The 16,981-nt window shown below is 42.5% G+C and carries 17 protein-coding genes; 12 read left to right on the plus strand and 5 right to left on the minus strand.

Features of this window, described 5'->3' with window-relative positions; translation table 11 throughout:
* Position 1: 1 nt before the first annotated feature.
* A complete protein-coding gene (locus M1F03_RS07140) occupies positions 2–733 on the minus strand; it encodes an IclR family transcriptional regulator (RefSeq protein WP_154624298.1) in 732 nt (243 codons plus the stop codon).
* A 164-nt stretch (positions 734–897) separates the two neighbouring features.
* Here M1F03_RS07140 and trmN point away from each other — a divergent pair, with 164 nt between their 5' ends.
* Positions 898–1,626, plus strand: a complete 729-nt coding sequence (gene trmN / locus M1F03_RS07145; RefSeq protein WP_163861007.1) for a tRNA(1)(Val) (adenine(37)-N(6))-methyltransferase TrmN — start codon at positions 898–900, stop codon at positions 1,624–1,626.
* Positions 1,627–1,662: 36 nt separating this feature from the next.
* On the opposite strand, the gene nadB is transcribed toward trmN, so the two are convergent.
* Positions 1,663–3,264 (minus strand): L-aspartate oxidase, encoded by a 1,602-nt coding sequence (gene nadB, locus M1F03_RS07150; RefSeq protein WP_251463892.1) that lies wholly within the window; start codon positions 3,262–3,264, stop codon positions 1,663–1,665.
* 493 nt (positions 3,265–3,757) lie between these two features.
* On the opposite strand from nadB, the gene rpoE reads away from it, so the two are divergent.
* The 11 genes from rpoE (at position 3,758) to acpS (ending at position 13,441) form a co-directional block, all read left to right on the plus strand.
* Complete coding sequence (gene rpoE / locus M1F03_RS07155) at positions 3,758–4,336, plus strand: RNA polymerase sigma factor RpoE (RefSeq protein WP_154624301.1); 579 nt, start codon at positions 3,758–3,760, stop codon at positions 4,334–4,336.
* A 105-nt stretch (positions 4,337–4,441) separates the two neighbouring features.
* On the plus strand, positions 4,442–5,068 hold the full coding sequence (gene rseA / locus M1F03_RS07160) for an anti-sigma-E factor RseA (RefSeq protein ID WP_154624302.1): 627 nt from the start codon (positions 4,442–4,444) through the stop codon (positions 5,066–5,068).
* Positions 5,068–6,012: a sigma-E factor regulatory protein RseB gene (gene rseB / locus M1F03_RS07165; protein ID WP_154624303.1), complete on the plus strand. Its 945-nt coding sequence runs from the start codon at positions 5,068–5,070 to the stop codon at positions 6,010–6,012. Before rseA ends, rseB begins: the two co-directional genes overlap by 1 nt.
* A gap of 9 nt (positions 6,013–6,021) precedes the next feature.
* The gene (gene rseC, locus M1F03_RS07170) at positions 6,022–6,483 is read left to right on the plus strand and encodes a SoxR-reducing system protein RseC (RefSeq protein WP_154624308.1); all 462 of its coding nucleotides are present in this window, start codon (positions 6,022–6,024) and stop codon (positions 6,481–6,483) included.
* Positions 6,484–6,727: 244 nt separating this feature from the next.
* The gene (gene lepA, locus M1F03_RS07175) at positions 6,728–8,524 is read left to right on the plus strand and encodes a translation elongation factor 4 (protein ID WP_163863540.1); all 1,797 of its coding nucleotides are present in this window, start codon (positions 6,728–6,730) and stop codon (positions 8,522–8,524) included.
* Between the two features lie 17 nt (positions 8,525–8,541).
* The gene (gene lepB, locus M1F03_RS07180; protein ID WP_154624305.1) at positions 8,542–9,513 is read left to right on the plus strand and encodes a signal peptidase I; all 972 of its coding nucleotides are present in this window, start codon (positions 8,542–8,544) and stop codon (positions 9,511–9,513) included.
* Between the two features lie 268 nt (positions 9,514–9,781).
* Positions 9,782–10,462 carry a ribonuclease III gene (gene rnc, locus M1F03_RS07185; RefSeq protein WP_154622128.1) on the plus strand — a complete coding sequence of 227 codons (681 nt, stop codon included), beginning with the start codon at positions 9,782–9,784 and terminating at the stop codon, positions 10,460–10,462.
* On the plus strand, positions 10,459–11,367 hold the full coding sequence (gene era / locus M1F03_RS07190; protein ID WP_154622129.1) for a GTPase Era: 909 nt from the start codon (positions 10,459–10,461) through the stop codon (positions 11,365–11,367). Before rnc ends, era begins: the two co-directional genes overlap by 4 nt.
* Entirely contained in the window at positions 11,367–12,110 is a 744-nt protein-coding gene (gene recO / locus M1F03_RS07195; RefSeq protein ID WP_154622130.1) for a DNA repair protein RecO, read from the plus strand. The genes era and recO overlap by 1 nt, the downstream gene beginning before the upstream one ends.
* A gap of 213 nt (positions 12,111–12,323) precedes the next feature.
* Positions 12,324–13,055: a pyridoxine 5'-phosphate synthase gene (pdxJ, locus tag M1F03_RS07200; protein ID WP_251463894.1), complete on the plus strand. Its 732-nt coding sequence runs from the start codon at positions 12,324–12,326 to the stop codon at positions 13,053–13,055.
* Positions 13,055–13,441, plus strand: coding sequence for a holo-ACP synthase (gene acpS, locus M1F03_RS07205; RefSeq protein ID WP_251463896.1), 387 nt, complete (start codon positions 13,055–13,057; stop codon positions 13,439–13,441). Before pdxJ ends, acpS begins: the two co-directional genes overlap by 1 nt.
* 150 nt (positions 13,442–13,591) lie before the next feature.
* Here acpS and M1F03_RS07210 read toward each other — a convergent pair whose 3' ends face one another.
* The 3 genes from M1F03_RS07210 to M1F03_RS07220 form a co-directional block, all read right to left on the minus strand.
* Positions 13,592–13,852 (minus strand): YfhL family 4Fe-4S dicluster ferredoxin, encoded by a 261-nt coding sequence (locus M1F03_RS07210; RefSeq protein ID WP_154622133.1) that lies wholly within the window; start codon positions 13,850–13,852, stop codon positions 13,592–13,594.
* A gap of 718 nt (positions 13,853–14,570) precedes the next feature.
* Complete coding sequence (locus M1F03_RS07215) at positions 14,571–14,789, minus strand: ANR family transcriptional regulator (RefSeq protein ID WP_154622134.1); 219 nt, start codon at positions 14,787–14,789, stop codon at positions 14,571–14,573.
* A gap of 132 nt (positions 14,790–14,921) precedes the next feature.
* Positions 14,922–16,979, minus strand: a complete 2,058-nt coding sequence (locus M1F03_RS07220) for a DNA polymerase (RefSeq protein WP_318840111.1) — start codon at positions 16,977–16,979, stop codon at positions 14,922–14,924.
* Between the last annotated feature and the right edge of the window lie 2 nt (positions 16,980–16,981).

Genomic DNA, 16,981 nt, shown 5'->3' on the forward strand with positions numbered 1-16,981 from the left:
ATTACTCCAGATTAATGAGTTTGGTCATGTTATGAGCTGCTTTGCAGGTCTCAGCGATAAATTCGTCAATTCGATGAGTTGAACGAAATTCCGGTGCCATTACAGAAACAACTGCAATAACATCATTGCCTTTAAAAATAGGTGCGGATACACCTAAAACGCCTTCATCTATTTCGCCACATGAGATGCCATAGCCTTGCTGGCGTATTTGCATGAGTGAATGTTTTAACTGCTGTATACTGCCGGGTGATTGCAATTGTTCTGTATGGGTTTCAAACACTAATGATTGATATTCTTCGTCGCGAAACGCGAGCAATGTTTTTGCACTCGCCCCTTTGATGAGGGTATTGCCTCGCCCGATGACAAAGGAACAGCGTAGTGCTTGTGAACTCTCTATCATGTCAACACAGATGGTCTCGCACAGATTTGATGTAATAATTGCGACGGTTTCTTGTGTCTTTTTACTCAGTGATAGCAGTTCTATTTTTGATGAATTCATTAACAGGCTGTGGTGATAGTATTTTTCTTGAGTTTTGATACTCTGCGCACCAACAGTATAGGTACCATATTGTTTAGCATAAGTCACAAATTCCCAGTTTATGAGAATGGCGAGTAGTCGATAAACAGTCGAAACAGGAATATTCAATGCCTTGGATATCACTTGTGGAGTGACGGGAACCGCACTAGCAGTGATATAAGATAGAATATTTAATGTTCGGTTAATACTGTTCATGGTATCCCCCTTTTTTTCGAAGTTAGCAGTAAAAATTTTTAGGCTCAAATAATATTCTCATATTATGAGAATTCTTTTGTGAGAAAAGTGTAAATATTGCATTTTAAAATTGTCGTATAATGAAAATTTGAATGATTAAAAAATAATTAGAGTGGTTGAATAACGTGAAAAAAAGTTATCGCAAAGGCGGTTTTACCTTTAAGCAGTTTTTTGTGGGACATGATCGCTGTGCAATGAAAGTTGGAACGGATGGGGTATTACTGGGGGCATGGGCGCCCGTGCAACAGGCAAAAACAGCCTTAGATATTGGTAGTGGCAGTGGCTTAATTGCTTTGATGCTTGCTCAACGAAATCAACAAGTCATTATTGATGCGGTTGAATTGGATAGTGCGGCGGCACAGCAAGCACAAGAAAACTTTATCGAATCTCAATGGCGTGAAAGGTTACAAGTCTTTGCGCAAGATATTGTTGAGTTTTGTACTCAAAGACAACATGACTATGATTTGATCGTCAGTAATCCGCCTTATTTTGAGCCATCTGTGTCATGCAGTAGCGAGCAGCGCGAACAGGCTCGCTATACTGCCACGTTAACTCATCAAACATTATTAGATAGTGCACGGCACTGTTTGGCACCGGATGGCTTATTTTGTCTTGTACTACCTTATGATGTTGGCGAAAAGGTTGAAGCAATGGCGCATAGCGATAACTGGTTTACCGCTTATCGAGTGAATATTCGTGACAAAGCCACGATGCCATTTCACCGCATGCTATTGGGGTTAAAACGAGAGCCTGTGGTAGCGCAAATCACAACGTTAGTATTAAAAGAGGCCGATAATACGATTTATACCGAAGATTTTCAGCGGCTCATACGTGATTTTTATTTGAAATATTAATAGCTAATCCAACGGACTAGCTATTAATTCATGAGATTAAGGTTTGAGGATAGTCGGACCTGAGAGTGGCAATAACGCGGGATAATCTAACGTATAGTGTAAGCCGCGGCTCTCTTTACGTTCCAGCGCACAGCGAACCATCAATTCAGCGACTTGAACTAGGTTTCTAAGCTCTAGTAAGTTATTTGAAATACGGAAATTAGCATAATAGTCATGAATTTCTTGCTGTAACAGATGGATGCGTCGTAAGGCGCGTTCTAAGCGTTTAGTTGTTCGAACGATCCCCATGTAATCCCACATAAACAAACGTAATTCATGCCAATTATGTTGAATGACGACTTGTTCATCTGAATTATGCACACGGCTTTCATCCCACTCAGGGAGTATCGGGATATCATCGACCTGTGAGATCGTTTGATTAATATGCTCCGATGCTGACCAGCCATAAACCAGGCACTCTAAAAGTGAATTGGATGCCATGCGATTAGCCCCGTGCAGCCCTGTATAACTGACTTCTCCAATGGCGTAGAGGTTGGGGGTATCTGTCATGCCATTTTGGTCAACCATGACGCCGCCACAGGTGTAATGCGCTGCTGGTACAATAGGGATTGGGTCTTTAGTCAGATCAAGCCCTAAGGTCATTAGTTTTTCATAGATAGTTGGGAAGTGGCTCTGAACAAAGTCCGCGGGTTTGTGGCTAATATCAAGGTACATGCAGTCCGCACCGAGTCGTTTCATTTCATGATCAATGGCTCTTGCAACAATATCCCTTGGTGCCAGTTCACTACGAGGATCATAGTCTGGCATGAATCGACTTCCATCAGGGCGTTTCAAATAAGCGCCTTCTCCACGCAATGCTTCCGTTAATAAAAAATTTCTGGCCTGTGGATGGAACAAGCATGTTGGATGGAATTGATTAAATTCCAAATTTGCCACACGGCAGCCGATGCGCCATGCCATTGCAATACCATCTCCCGATGAAATATCAGGGTTTGTGGTATATTGATAAACTTTCGCTGCACCGCCAGTGGCTAGAATGACGATTTTGGCACGGATCGTTTCGACGTGTTCTTTTTGTCGATTCCAGACATAAGCCCCGACAATACGCGGTTGGCCAGATGTGTCGATTTTATCAGATCGAATAAGATCGACAGCGTTATAACGCTCTTTGACATGAATATTAGGGTGGGAAAAGGCCAGATTGACGAGAGTCGTCTCAACTTCTTTGCCTGTGGCATCGGCATGATGGAGTATTCGGCGATGGCTGTGCCCACCTTCACGGGTAAGATGATACTGTGTTTCACCCGTTTCAGTCACTTCAGTATCAAACAATACGCCTTGATCAATCAACCATTGAACACAGTTTTTGGCATTGGAAGCAATAAATTCGACCGCTTGTGGATCACAAATACCTGCGCCGGCAATTAAGGTATCTTCGACGTGAGACTCTACGCTGTCTGTATTATCAAAAACAGCAGCAATTCCGCCTTGTGCATAGTAAGATGCACCTTCACTGAGCGTGCTTTTGCTTAGGATGGTCACTTGATGAAATGGTGCGAGCCGTAATGCAGCGGAAAGCCCTGCGACACCGCTACCAATAATAAGTATATCAGTGTAATGCTGTGGGTAATCGTTCATAAGTGTTTTGCATGTTGTATATGCTCGCCATCTTTCAAGTTGCAGTATTGTTGGCTAGGATGACTGGTACGAGTCACTGACTGGTAGACGCGTCTAGCGGTTCATTGGTTGTTGCCTAGCTGCACCTCGAAGTATTTAGAGTATAGTATCTATTGGAAGTTTCATGTTAGCCTATCAGACTTGGTAATGCTATTTTTGAAGTTGGGCTTACGCTGATTTTATTGACTCACTATTGAGTACTGTTTTACCGTTTTGTATCAGAGGGGATAACACGCAACACGCTTGGTTATCTATCTGAACTTAAAGTGAATTATTGAGGATCGTGTGGATCCTTTATCAGTAAAAACATCTTTTTTTTGTAAGTTTTTTACTATTTTTATGTATTAAATTGAACTTCACTTGTTTTTACTACTCAAAGTAACGCTTGCTTTAGGAAGGGAGACATGATCGAGTTAACAAATTTACAGCCTGATTGCGGGAGATTTTCCCAGGAATGAGCGAGCAACTGACAGACCAGATGTTGGTCGAAAAAGTTCAAAAGGGCGATCAAAAAGCGTTCAATTTACTGGTGGTGAAATACCAGCATAAAGTCGCAAGTTTGGTTTCCCGTTATGTGCCACAAGCGGATGTGCCTGACGTTGCTCAGGAGTCATTCATTAAAGCTTATCGTGCGATTGGCTCGTTTCGTGGTGACAGTGCTTTTTATACTTGGCTATACCGGATTGCGGTTAACACGGCCAAAAATTATTTAGTCGCTCAAGATCGACGCCCTCCCGCGTCGGATCTGGAAGCGAGCGATGCAGAAAATTACGAAACAGCAGGCGCACTGAAAGAAATTTCGAACCCAGAGAACTTAATGTTGTCTGAAGAATTGAAGAAGGTAGTTTTTCGAACGATTGAGTCGTTACCTGAAGATTTAAAAATGGCAATAACACTCAGGGAACTTGATGGTTTAAGCTATGAAGAAATCGCGGAGATTATGGATTGCCCTGTAGGCACTGTGCGCTCCCGTATCTTTAGAGCAAGGGAAGCTATCGATAATAAAGTACAACCGTTGATTCAGCAGCACTAGAAGTTGTTTGTATTCGTGTTATTTTTGGAATACAACACCGTGCAATATAGCGAAATCAGGGTATTAAACTGTAATTGTGATGCAATTAACTGAAGGTATTCGGGCATGCAAAGAGAGAAACTTTCCGCAATGATGGATGGCGAAGTTCTAGATGTAGAACTGATTAACGCTATCTCATGTGATTCAACGTTACAAAAACGTTGGGAGAGCTATCATCTTATTCGTGATACTCTGCGTAACGACACCCCTGATGTCATGAATTTTGACATAGCAGGTAAGGTCGCCGCAGCATTAGAGAATGAAGTTGTGCAATTTAATCCTCAGGGAGTTGTTGAGTCACAGCCTGAGCCGGCAACATGGGGAAGTATGCCGTTTTGGCAGAAAGTTCGCCCATGGGCTAGCCAAATCACCCAAATTGGTGTTGCAGCATGTGTGTCTCTTGCCGTCATCGTTGGTGTGCAACAATATAACCAAAGTAACTCCGATGAGTCGATGATTGATGAACCCGTGTTTAACACTATTCCTGTTGGGGCTGGCGCACCTGTAAGCCTAAATTTCTCTGATGGCCAACTTTTTGGTAACGAGCAACAAATGCAACAAGTTGAGCAACAAAATCAGCGTGTTAATGCAATGCTTCAGCAATATGAAATTGAAAGGCGCTCCATGCTAAATCAGCAATATCATGAAAATGATGATAAAGCAGCGGTATCGGCTGGAGTTAAACAGCACTAATGAATAAGTGGTTATCCGTCATCTGCCTGGCGGGCAGCCTGATTATTGCTAATCAAGCTTCGGCATCTCAACAAGATGCCGAAGTTCTCTTTAAAGAGATGGGAAGTGCTGCCCAGAATCTTTCCTACGAAATGTCATTCATGTCTTTTAGCCCGAGAAGTATCGTTCCTGTTCGCTACCGCCATGGACTCATCAATAATGTGCCGATATCTCAGATGATCCAAATGGATTCGACGCGGCGTGAGATTGTTCAAAAGGGCGAGCGAATTAGTTATTTCGAACCCGGTTTCGATGCCTTTAGTTTGAATGGCAAACACATTGTCGATAACTTGCCTTCAGTGCTGTTCGCTGATTACGACAAAATTAAGCCATACTATAATTTTATCGATGCAGGACGCACACATATTGGTGATAAGCCGTCGTTAGTTATTCGTATTATCTCTAAAGATAACTCACGCTTTAATTATGTGTTGTTAATTGATGAAGAGAACAAGTTACCCCTACGAGTTGATCTTCTTAATAACAATAATCAAACGTTAGAACAATTTCGCGTGATCTCGACCGTGTTAGATAGTAAAGCGGTAAATGACTCTTTGGTGAACTTAAGTAAAATTAACTTACCACCATTATTAGTCTCTCCTCAAAATACGAGCCCGTCATTTAAATGGCGCGTGGGTTTTTTACCCCCAGGATTTGAAGAAATTTCACGTTCAAAGCGTAGTCTCGCACAGAATGATGAGGTTGAAAGCGCATTATTTAGTGATGGCTTGTTCACCTTTTCTGTGAATGTCACTAAGGCCGAACAAGGGCAACCTTTAGAGCAACCTATTCAAAATGGTCGCCGCACAATTTATACAATGACTCAGAAACAAAATGTGATTACCATAATAGGCGAATTGCCGTTGTTAACGGCACAGCAAGTCGCTGCGAGCATTCGCTTTTAGGAGTAAATGATGGTAAAAGAGTGGGCAACAGTTATTCGTTGGCACCAAGGAAGGGCATTATTGCGTTATGGGGCTTCTTCCGGGTGTGGTAGCTGTAGTGCACGTGGGGCTTGTGGCTCGTATGCATTGAGTAAGATAGGACCAAATACTGAACATCAATTAGAGGTTGAAATACAACAACCTTTAGTTGTGGGGCAGAAAGTTGAAGTCGGTATTCCTGAAGGGAGTTTACTTCGATCTGCGATGTTAGTGTATTTGACACCCTTAATTGGCCTATTTTTCGTTGCAGCGTTAGTACAGTTAGCAGGCTTGGAACAAATTTGGGTCGCGATTTCTGGTGTCATAGGTGGGTTTTTAGGATTCTTTTTGGCCCGAAAAATCGCCTCTTATTGGCGGGATGAGACAGCGTTTCAACCTGTTATCCTACAAATAGGCTTGCCTCCAGAAGAACGCTTAGTTCAAGTTGATTAATCAGTTAAACCACCTGTTATTTGCAGGTGGTTTTGTTTCATTAAAGTACCATTCATTGCCATTATTAGGCTAAAACCCGCATAGTTTACAGTTGTTTTACATTGAACCTTTGTGTTACAGGGATCTTCTATGTAAAATGCAGCTAATTAGCAATCTTGTGATAATCATAGCATTTTAGTTCTGTGATATATTTTTATACAGAGCTGATTTTGTAGGCAATTTAAAAGAAGATATTACCTTGAAAATCAATAACATAAGAAACTTTTCTATCATTGCTCACATTGACCATGGTAAGTCCACGTTATCTGACCGTATTATTCAAATTTGTGGTGGTTTGACGGACAGAGAAATGGCGGCTCAAGTTCTAGACTCCATGGATTTAGAGCGTGAACGCGGAATTACAATTAAAGCGCAAAGTGTGACGCTTGATTATAAGGCCTCCGATGGGGAGACCTATCAGTTAAACTTCATTGATACGCCTGGCCACGTTGACTTCTCTTATGAAGTATCACGTTCGTTAGCCGCTTGTGAAGGCGCACTGTTGGTTGTTGATGCGGGGCAAGGGGTTGAAGCCCAAACACTGGCTAACTGCTATACAGCGATTGAAATGGATCTCGAAGTTGTTCCAGTCTTGAACAAAATCGACTTGCCAGCGGCAGATCCGGAACGCGTAGCGGAAGAGATTGAAGATATTGTGGGCATTGATGCTCATGATGCAGTGCGGTGTTCAGCGAAAACCGGTATCGGCGTGCAAGAGGTTATTGAACGTTTGGTTCAATCAATTCCTGCTCCCGTCGGTGATTCTGAAGCACCTCTGCAAGCCCTGATTATTGATTCATGGTTTGATAACTATTTAGGTGTTGTATCGCTTATCCGTATTAAAAACGGTACCTTGCGTAAGGGCGATAAAATTAAGGTTATGAGTACTGGCCAGGTATATAACGCTGATCGACTCGGTATTTTCACACCTAAACAAATCGACCGTGATTCATTAAGCTGCGGTGAAGTGGGCTGGTTAGTTTGTGCGATTAAAGATATTACCGGTGCACCAGTAGGGGATACGCTCACAGGTGCTCGTCATCCAGCAGAAAAAGCCTTACCTGGATTCAAAAAAGTGAAGCCGCAAGTTTATGCCGGTTTATTCCCAGTCAGTTCAGATGATTATGAAGCATTCCGTGATGCACTGGGCAAACTGAGTTTAAATGATGCTTCATTATTCTATGAGCCAGAAACGTCGAGTGCGCTAGGTTTTGGTTTCCGTTGTGGTTTCCTCGGCTTACTGCATATGGAGATCATCCAAGAGCGTTTAGAGCGTGAATATGATTTAGATCTGATCACCACGGCGCCAACCGTCGTTTATGAAGTTGTACAAACGAACGGTGAGGTTGTGTATGTTGATAGCCCTGCTAAATTGCCCCCGCTGAATAACATTGAAGAGCTGCGTGAGCCGATCGCGGAATGTCATATGTTGATGCCGAAAGAGTATCTCGGAAACGTGATTACACTTTGTGTTGAAAAACGCGGCGTTCAGACAAACATGGTCTATCATGGTAATCAGGTATCGCTAACCTATGACATTCCAATGTCAGAAGTTGTGCTAGATTTCTTCGATCGTTTGAAGTCTACCTCCCGAGGTTATGCTTCTTTAGATTATACGTTTAAGCGTTTCCAAGCGTCAGATATGGTGCGTGTGGATGTGATGATTAACGGTGAGCGTGTGGATGCACTGGCATTGATTACTCACCGCGCAAATTCACAGTATCGTGGTCGTGAACTGGTTGAAAAAATGAAGGAGTTGATTCCTCGTCAACAGTTTGATATCGCGATTCAAGCGGCGATCGGTAACCATATTATTGCTCGTTCTACAGTTAAACAATTACGTAAAAACGTGCTTGCTAAGTGTTACGGTGGTGACGTTAGCCGTAAGAAAAAACTGTTACAGAAGCAAAAGGAAGGTAAGAAACGTATGAAGCAAGTCGGTAATGTTGAATTGCCTCAAGAAGCGTTCTTGGCGATATTGCATGTTGGTAAAGACAACTAAAATTACAAGGAGTCTCAATGGCTAACACCTTTGCCTTGATCCTAACACTGGCAACAGTGATTACGGGGATTATCTGGTGTTTAGATCGCTTTAAATTTTCGCCTGCGCGGAAGAAGAAGCTCAAACATATACAGGAAGTGAGTCAAGGCTCATTGACTCAAGACGAGATGGAGAAAGTGGTACGCCGTCCGTCATGGGTCGAAACAGGATCTTCAATTTTTCCTGTTTTAGCAATTGTTTTGGTGGTTCGTTCGTTTATTTACGAACCATTTCAAATTCCATCTGGATCGATGATGCCAACGTTATTAGTTGGGGATTTCATGTTGGTTGAAAAGTTTGCTTATGGGTTGAAAGACCCAATAACGCAAACCACCTTGATTGAAACCGGTAAACCCTCTCGCGGTGATATTGCAGTATTTAAATATCCAAAAGATCCGAGTGTGGACTTTGTTAAACGTGTGATTGGTTTACCCGGCGATAAAATTGTTTATAACCCAGATGCGAAGGAACTGACAATTTATCCGAATTGTGCGGACAATAACTGTACCAAGCAATTGCCAATTAAATATGGCCCATTAGCGCCAAGTGAATGGACAATGTTCTTCAATGTTGATTCTGTCGTTGAGAGCCAAAAAGGGAACTATGAAATCCCCGTTGATCAACCTGTTCCAAGTAATGCATTACGTCAATATCAAAGAAGTGAAAAGCTTGATACTGTCGAGCACCAGATATTGATTATTCGTCAGGCAATAACAGAATCGCGTTATATTCAACCGAATATGCCACCAAATGAATGGATTGTGCCTGAAAAACATTATTTTATGATGGGTGATAACAGGGATAACAGTTCTGATAGCCGTATGTGGGGCTTTGTTCCTGAAGAAAATCTTGTCGGTCGCGCGGTGTTTATTTGGTTAAGCCTCGATAAACAAGAAAACGAGTGGCCTACCGGTATTCGTTTTAGTCGGATTGGACCACTAGGTTCATAATCATGTTATACGGGTTTTCGCACGAAAACCCGTATAAACCGAAGCATTATTGTTTTTCTCAGTGTACAATATAATTTAATTAAATATTTATTGGCTTCTTAATTAACTCCTATAATCATATTAATAGTATTTAGCTATATTTTTAGCTGAAATTTATTATTTAAAATTAAGGATAAAGCGTTAAGAGTCAGTGCAAACGCAACAGTTTTGTTCCTTACAGGTCTGTTGCGTGTGCTTTTTTGTCAATCAGAAAAATGGCTGGGCGCGCATGAACCCCTCTTTACTTGAGCAATTACAACGAAAACTTGGTTACAAGTTTAATCAACACGACCTTTTAATTCAGGCGCTTACACATCGTAGTGCGAGCAGTAAACATAATGAACGCTTAGAATTCCTTGGCGATTCTATTTTAAGTTTTGTTATTGCCAATGATTTATATCATCGATTCCCTAAAGTGGATGAAGGGGATATGAGTCGTATGAGAGCAACGTTAGTTCGTGGAAACACGTTAGCGGAAATTGCTCGTGAATTTGAGCTTGGTGAATGTTTACGTTTAGGACCGGGTGAATTAAAAAGTGGCGGATTCCGCCGTGAATCTATACTCGCAGATACAGTTGAAGCACTGATCGGCGGGATTTTTCTCGATAGTGATATTCAAACGATAGAACGAATTATTCTAGATTGGTATCAAAATAGGTTGAATGAAATCAGCCCGGGCGATAAACAAAAAGACCCGAAAACGAGATTACAAGAATATCTACAGGGGCGTCATTTGCCTTTACCTAATTATATGGTTGTTCAGGTAAAAGGTGAGGCTCATGATCAGGAGTTTACTATCCACTGTCAAGTGAGTGGTATTGAACAGCCTATTCATGGTGTTGGTTCAAGTCGTCGTAAAGCTGAACAAGCCGCTGCGGAGCAAGCATTGAAAATTTTGGAGATTGAATGAGTGAAAAACAACCCCACTGTGGCTTTGTGGCTATTGTTGGGCGACCCAATGTCGGCAAATCAACGTTATTAAACCAGTTGTTAGGGCAAAAAGTTTCGATTACATCGAGAAAGCCCCAAACGACTCGTCACCGTATTATGGGGATCCATACTGAAGAGGAATACCAAATCATCTATGTGGATACTCCAGGGCTGCATATTGAAGAGAAACGGGCAATAAATCGTTTGATGAACCGAGCTGCTTCAAGCTCCATTGGTGATGTTGAGCTGGTTATTTTCGTTGTTGAAGGCACGAACTGGACCGACGATGATGAAATGGTGCTTAATAAGCTAAAAAGTCTACGCTGCCCAGTCATTTTAGCGATCAATAAAATTGATAATGTAACGGATAAAACGGTTCTGTTACCGCATATTAGTTTTGTTAGCCAAAAAATGAACTTTTTGGATGTGGTACCAATTAGTGCAGAAAAAGGCAAAGGTGTTGATACAATTGCAAAAATTGTCAAGCAACACATTCCTGAAGCTGAACACCATTTCCCAGAAGACTATATTACTGATCGTTCTCAACGCTTTATGGCATCGGAAATCATCCGTGAAAAATTAATGCGTTTCTTGGGCGATGAATTACCTTATTCTGTCACTGTTGAAATCGAACAATTCAAAGTTATGGAAAAGGGCGGTTATCATATCAATGGCCTTATTTTGGTTGAACGTGAAGGCCAAAAGAAAATGGTTATTGGGAATAAAGGCAGTAAACTCAAAACGATCGGCACAGAAGCCCGTATCGATATGGAAAGACTGTTTGATACCAAAGTCCATCTTGAACTTTGGGTGAAAGTTAAAGCTGGCTGGGCTGATGATGAACGAGCGCTACGCAGCTTAGGCTATGTTGATGACCTAAAATAATGGGTGAAACGGTGAGTGCGGGCTGGCAACGTGCATTTGTGCTTCATTCTAGGCCTTTCAGTGAAACAAGCCTATTAATTGATTTTTTTACTGAAGGTGAAGGCAAAATTCGACTGTTAGCAAAAGGTGCTCGCCGTAATCGTTCACCGCTGAGGGGCTGCTTGCAGCCCTTTACGCCATTACTTATCCGTTGGGGAGGTAAAGGCGAAATCAAAACGTTAACCCATGCGGATCCGATTTCACTCTCGCTGCCATTATCGGGTACTGTGCTTTATAGCGGTTTATATCTCAATGAGTTAGTTTCGCGCGTCATTGAGTTTGGAACACCGTATTCCGCGTTATTCTTTGACTACCTTTCATGTTTACAATTACTTGCCGCGAGTGAACAAACACCTGAATCGGCATTACGTCAATTTGAATTAGCATTATTATCCTACCTTGGTTATGGTGTTGATTTCCTTCATTGTGCAGGCAGTGGCGAACCCGTTGCAGATACAATGACTTATCGTTACCGCGAAGAAAAAGGGTTTATCGGTAGTTTGGTGATAGATCAATTAAGCTTCACGGGTAGGCAGCTCAAAGCGTTAGCCGCTCGTGAGTTTCCAGACAGTGATACGCTAAAAGCGGCAAAACGTTTTACACGCATGGCGTTAAAGCCTTATTTGGGCGGAAAGCCATTAAAAAGTCGTGAGTTATTTAGGCAATTCGTGAAAGTTCCGCCTACCCATCCCCCTAAAGCCTGATTGAATCTGCACATATCCCGCATTGTGCACCGTTGACGGTTTTACCCTCCAAGTTTTATTCACCGTTATCAAACGATAAGAGATTGCAGAAAAAAACAGCGAAATGTGGAAAGGTACGCGTAGTGATAGAGATTTATTCCCAATAAATATTAAATTGCAGTAGGATAGGGGCATTCGTGCGTATTTGACCGTATCAATTATAGGGAGTGAAAAATGGCTGAGCTTTTGTTAGGTGTCAACATAGATCATATCGCGACAGTGAGAAATGCGCGGGGCACCCAGTATCCTGATCCTGTTCAGGCGGCATTTGTTGCTGAGCAAGCAGGCGCTGATGGCATTACTGTACATTTACGCGAAGACCGTCGTCATATCACTGATAGGGATATTGAATTGCTGAAAGAGACTATCCAAACGCGGATGAATCTTGAAATGGCAGTGACAGAGGAAATGCTGACGATCGCATGCCGTATTAAACCGACCTTTTGTTGTCTTGTACCTGAAAAACGTGAAGAAGTGACCACCGAGGGTGGATTAGATGTGGCGGGCCAATTACCAAAAATCACAGAAGCAGTGAAACGTCTCACTGAAGCAGGTATTCAAGTCTCTCTATTTATCGATGCTGACCACGCACAAATTGATGCAGCCCAAGCCGCGGGCGCGCCATTTATTGAGATTCATACTGGTGCATATGCAGATGCAGAAACAGAGCAAGAACAGGAAATTGAGTATCGTCGTATTCGTGATGGCGTAACTTATGCGGCGAATAAAGGTTTAAAAGTTAATGCGGGTCATGGGTTAACCTATCATAATGTTCAACGCATCGCGTTATTGCCTGAAATTTATGAACTGAATATCGGACATGCGATCATTGGTCGAGCATTGTTCAGTGGATTAGCCGATGCAGTATCCGATATGAAGAAATTACTACGAGAAGCGCGTGACTAATGGCAATTATCGGTCTAGGTACAGATATTGTCGAAGTTGCTCGGATTGAAGGTGTCATTAAGCGTTCGGCCGATAGCTTGGCTAAGCGTATATTAACCGAAAATGAATTTAAGCAATTTCAGCAACAAGCTCAACCAGCGCGTTTTCTGGCAAAGCGCTTTGCGGTTAAAGAAGCGGCGGCTAAAGCTTTAGGTACTGGCATTCGTAATGGCTTAGCATTTAATCAATTTGAAGTCAGCAATGATGCCCTAGGCAAGCCACAACTTACATTGCTCGGAGAGGCGAATCAGTTGGCTCAACGAATGAAAGTGACGCATATCCATGTTTCTATTACCGATGAGCATCATTATGCCGTGGCGACGGTGATCATTGAAAGTTTGTCGTGATAATCGTTTAAACGCCATTTTGATAAATGGAATTCTCAGGCGGTAATCGCGATTCAAAACAGGATGCCTCGCCGTTTACGGCGGGGTATCTCATTTCGTTATAGTCATAGGTTGGTTTATTAGCGACGAATGGCAAAACGTATAAACTGATTAAATCTTATCAGCGTGATGGATCATCACAAATTTATCCCACAGTTGTTCTTGGGTTTCGATATGCTGAGGGTCGGTAATAATAGTATTAGTGATAGGACAAACGGACTGACAGGTCGGTTTATCATAATGGCCAACACACTCAGTACAGAGATCTGTGTCGATCTCGTAGATTTCATCGCCCATATAGATTGCATCATTAGGACATTCAGGCTCACACATATCGCAATTGATGCATTTTTTGGTAATTAATAGTGCCATATCAATAGGTTATATATTATTCAGTTAAAGTCAGTGAGTGATATTATTTCAGTATTCGTTACTTTTGGCGATGAGCTGCCATTTAATACCGTCTATTTTACATTGTAAAACCTAAATTCATAACACAAAACCGCAACGCATATTCTTTTTATCGATTCAAAAACAGTGAATGTGTGAGCTTTATACTTAATGTGTTGATATAAATAGGCAATCTCATGCCGACTATCGTATCACAAAAGGGCAAAAGCCCCGATTCTGATGATCATACTGACGCTTTATCGTATTGAGAATTACCTAAGTTATACACATAACTCACTGTCGTATAAGCATTTTAAAATAGCTCAATAAGCCGCGTCGATGACATGGCGAAAAAGCGCTCAATTTCCTATCAATCAACTCTCTCTTTCGCCGAAGAGGTTCCTATCAAATTTTTCCATTATTGTAGCGATCTATTTGGCAGTACTTATGACGACCTTGTGTTTTTCTCTTCGTATCCTTTCAAGATTGTTGCGACCCAAAATAACGTGGCGAACCCCGAATATAAAAAGCCTCGCGTGTTCCCGTCATTGATCGGGGGCGAGGCTTTTGACTGGGGCTTTGTACTCCATAACATGTTGTTACCATCTGGCAGAATACGCCCCTACTGGGGGTATCTTGACCATTAGGAGACGTCAATGTATAAGCAATACCACCGATTTTTGGTTCATTTTCATGTACTTTACTTATGACTCGCGAGTTTATACTGTTCGCGTTTAATTTGCATAAAGCAAAAGTCAGAGCGTCGTTCGCTCCATATTTGGTTATCTCGTGATCGGGATAATCTATGGGCTTGTGACCAAGCTTTAGAAGCCTCAAAATATTTCTTTGCCTGTTCAAGACGAATCGCATCCCGAGCCGCGCGAAAATACAACGGGCTATCGTTGTTTATGAATGTCATATAGGATTCTCAAAGATGAAATTGATATGGATAGATTAAAGTGAAGATAAAGTGTGTTGTTCAACCAACGCATTAGATTGCGTAACCGTTGGGCGGCATAGGAGCCAATGTCATTGTAGTCAGCGGGACAATTTAATCCTTCCTGTAGTGATAGGCCTCAAAGCCTCCGGCATTAAGCGGAAGGTCTAAGGCCCATTCGGGGTTGGTGGCAAGTAATTTGGATAAATGTTCATGGTTGAATGCAGGGGTATCGAGTGCCTCGGTCAACACCTCATCGTGAATGGTGAGTACAATGTCATAACCGTGATCTTCAATAATTGGCATGTTACTGGCGAGAATATCACGGGCAGCGGCTTGGGTTACGTTTTCTACCAATTTCCCGCCATAGGTTTTCAAACGTTGCCATTTGCGGTTATAAGGATTAATCCCCATATAGCTGATTTGGCCGTTATCATGACGTGGGGCGGGGTAGCAAACCGCGCGGCCTGACGGTAAAACAATACGTAGCCATGCTTTATCCCGTCTAATTTTAAGCTTACGACATGGAAAAGTTACCCTCGGTGAAGCAATCGCCCGACGCACGGTATTTTCCAATTCATACCAGAAAGAGACCGTTTCGGGGTGTGCATTGCGCCACATGCGCTTAAGTGAGTCACAGGTGATAAATACGGTTTCACTGAGACCATAGGCTTTTTGGGTTTCAACTGATTTTTTATACCAACTGCTCGCCTCGTGTTTCAATTTGGGTGGAATGTTAGGCAATGCCGCTTCAGCCAGTTCCTCTAAATTCAGACCATAGGTGAGGGCAAATGTTAAGAATGCGGCGACTCCTCCCCCATAACCTAAGCCGAGTTCCATCACTTTACCGATTTGGCGCCTATCTTTATTAACCTCTTCTGGACTGATATTGAATGCGCGCGCGTAAGCCAATTTATAGAGATCAGCGCCGATACCCCTGTCGAATTCGCTAAACGCGTTAATCTTCCACGCTTCACCGGCTAGCCAAGCGAGCATACGGCCCTCAATATTGGAAAGGTCGGATACTACAAGCTTTTTACCTTCAGGTGCTATAATGCAACCGCGCAAAGCTGAGCTGGTCAGTTGCATTATGTCATCGTAAATGAGGTCGGCACATCCTGCTTTTAACGCTTCAATACCGTTATCAATGGTCTCTTGGTCAAGTGTTGGCCTTGGTAAATTTTGTGGCTGAAATAATCGACCCGCCCAACGCCCCGTGCGTGAAGCACCACAAAATTGCAATGTTCCACGTAAACGACCGTCTGAGCTTACGCCATTGATCAGCGCTTTGTATTTACTGGTGCTGGTGCTACTGGCTTGTAATCGAATGGCTAACAATTCACGTAGAGATAAGGGAATATCAGGATCGTTAATGCGACGTTCTAATGTGCTTTTTTGCATATCAGGCAAATCAACACCAAAAGCGGCAGAGATATGTTTTAGTAGGGCATCACGCTGAGTTGCCGCCTGAACTTCATTATCTGTCAGTTTTTGGGTGAGTTGGGCTAAACGTTTTTGTTCAATTTCAACCGCTTTAATCGCGGAGGCGGCTAATTGAATATCCATACACACCCCGCGATCGTTAATTCGTTGGTCACGATGCCAGTGTTTTAATTCACTGTCGCGGTAGTTCCAATTTGGCAAACGTTGGTGCACTTCGCGCATGGCTTCGATATCTCGCCCTGCATAGGCCACAAAACGTTTCCACTCTTCGGGATGGGTTTTGCTTGTTGCGCGGCGTAATGCTGAGTTGTTAGGTCGAGGCTTACAAAATAGCTGTATTAATGCTTTACCTTCTTGGTCTTTGGCTTTATCCAAAGGCACACCAAGCACGTCACATAACACCCCTAAAGCACCGGGTAAACCGTGCGCGAGTGCTTGTACCATCGTATCACGCCAACGACTAACATCTATTTTGATACCACTATGGTTGAGCATGGTGCGGTCAAAATGGCTGTTATGTGCATAAATTATAGTGTTAGGGTCTGTTAACGCTTGCTGTAATTCAGTAGGCATAGAGGATTTATGCGTAATATCCCAAACGTTAACTGAATCGTTGTTTAACGCCCAAGCAAAAAGCATAATTTCAACGGTTTCTGCGTAAGAATGCGTACCGTATTGAATTGGCTTTTCACTGAATGTTTCGAGGTCTAGCCAGAGTGTATTTTTCATAA

Origin of the sequence: Providencia sp. PROV080 (assembly GCF_033688105.1) — a bacterium.
GTDB lineage: Bacteria > Pseudomonadota > Gammaproteobacteria > Enterobacterales > Enterobacteriaceae > Providencia > Providencia zhejiangensis.

Coding starts and splice junctions, on each gene's coding strand:
- recO (WP_154622130.1), top strand. CDS start 11,367: ATGGGTGAAACGGTGAGTGCGGGCTGGCAACGTGCATTTGTGCTTCAT.
- M1F03_RS07215 (WP_154622134.1), bottom strand. CDS start 14,789: ATGACATTCATAAACAACGATAGCCCGTTGTATTTTCGCGCGGCTCGG.
- rseB (WP_154624303.1), top strand. CDS start 5,068: ATGAATAAGTGGTTATCCGTCATCTGCCTGGCGGGCAGCCTGATTATT.
- M1F03_RS07220 (WP_318840111.1), bottom strand. CDS start 16,979: ATGAAAAATACACTCTGGCTAGACCTCGAAACATTCAGTGAAAAGCCA.
- rseA (WP_154624302.1), top strand. CDS start 4,442: ATGCAAAGAGAGAAACTTTCCGCAATGATGGATGGCGAAGTTCTAGAT.
- nadB (WP_251463892.1), bottom strand. CDS start 3,264: ATGAACGATTACCCACAGCATTACACTGATATACTTATTATTGGTAGC.
- rseC (WP_154624308.1), top strand. CDS start 6,022: ATGGTAAAAGAGTGGGCAACAGTTATTCGTTGGCACCAAGGAAGGGCA.
- acpS (WP_251463896.1), top strand. CDS start 13,055: ATGGCAATTATCGGTCTAGGTACAGATATTGTCGAAGTTGCTCGGATT.
- rpoE (WP_154624301.1), top strand. CDS start 3,758: ATGAGCGAGCAACTGACAGACCAGATGTTGGTCGAAAAAGTTCAAAAG.
- M1F03_RS07140 (WP_154624298.1), bottom strand. CDS start 733: ATGAACAGTATTAACCGAACATTAAATATTCTATCTTATATCACTGCT.
- pdxJ (WP_251463894.1), top strand. CDS start 12,324: ATGGCTGAGCTTTTGTTAGGTGTCAACATAGATCATATCGCGACAGTG.
- lepB (WP_154624305.1), top strand. CDS start 8,542: ATGGCTAACACCTTTGCCTTGATCCTAACACTGGCAACAGTGATTACG.
- rnc (WP_154622128.1), top strand. CDS start 9,782: ATGAACCCCTCTTTACTTGAGCAATTACAACGAAAACTTGGTTACAAG.
- era (WP_154622129.1), top strand. CDS start 10,459: ATGAGTGAAAAACAACCCCACTGTGGCTTTGTGGCTATTGTTGGGCGA.
- M1F03_RS07210 (WP_154622133.1), bottom strand. CDS start 13,852: ATGGCACTATTAATTACCAAAAAATGCATCAATTGCGATATGTGTGAG.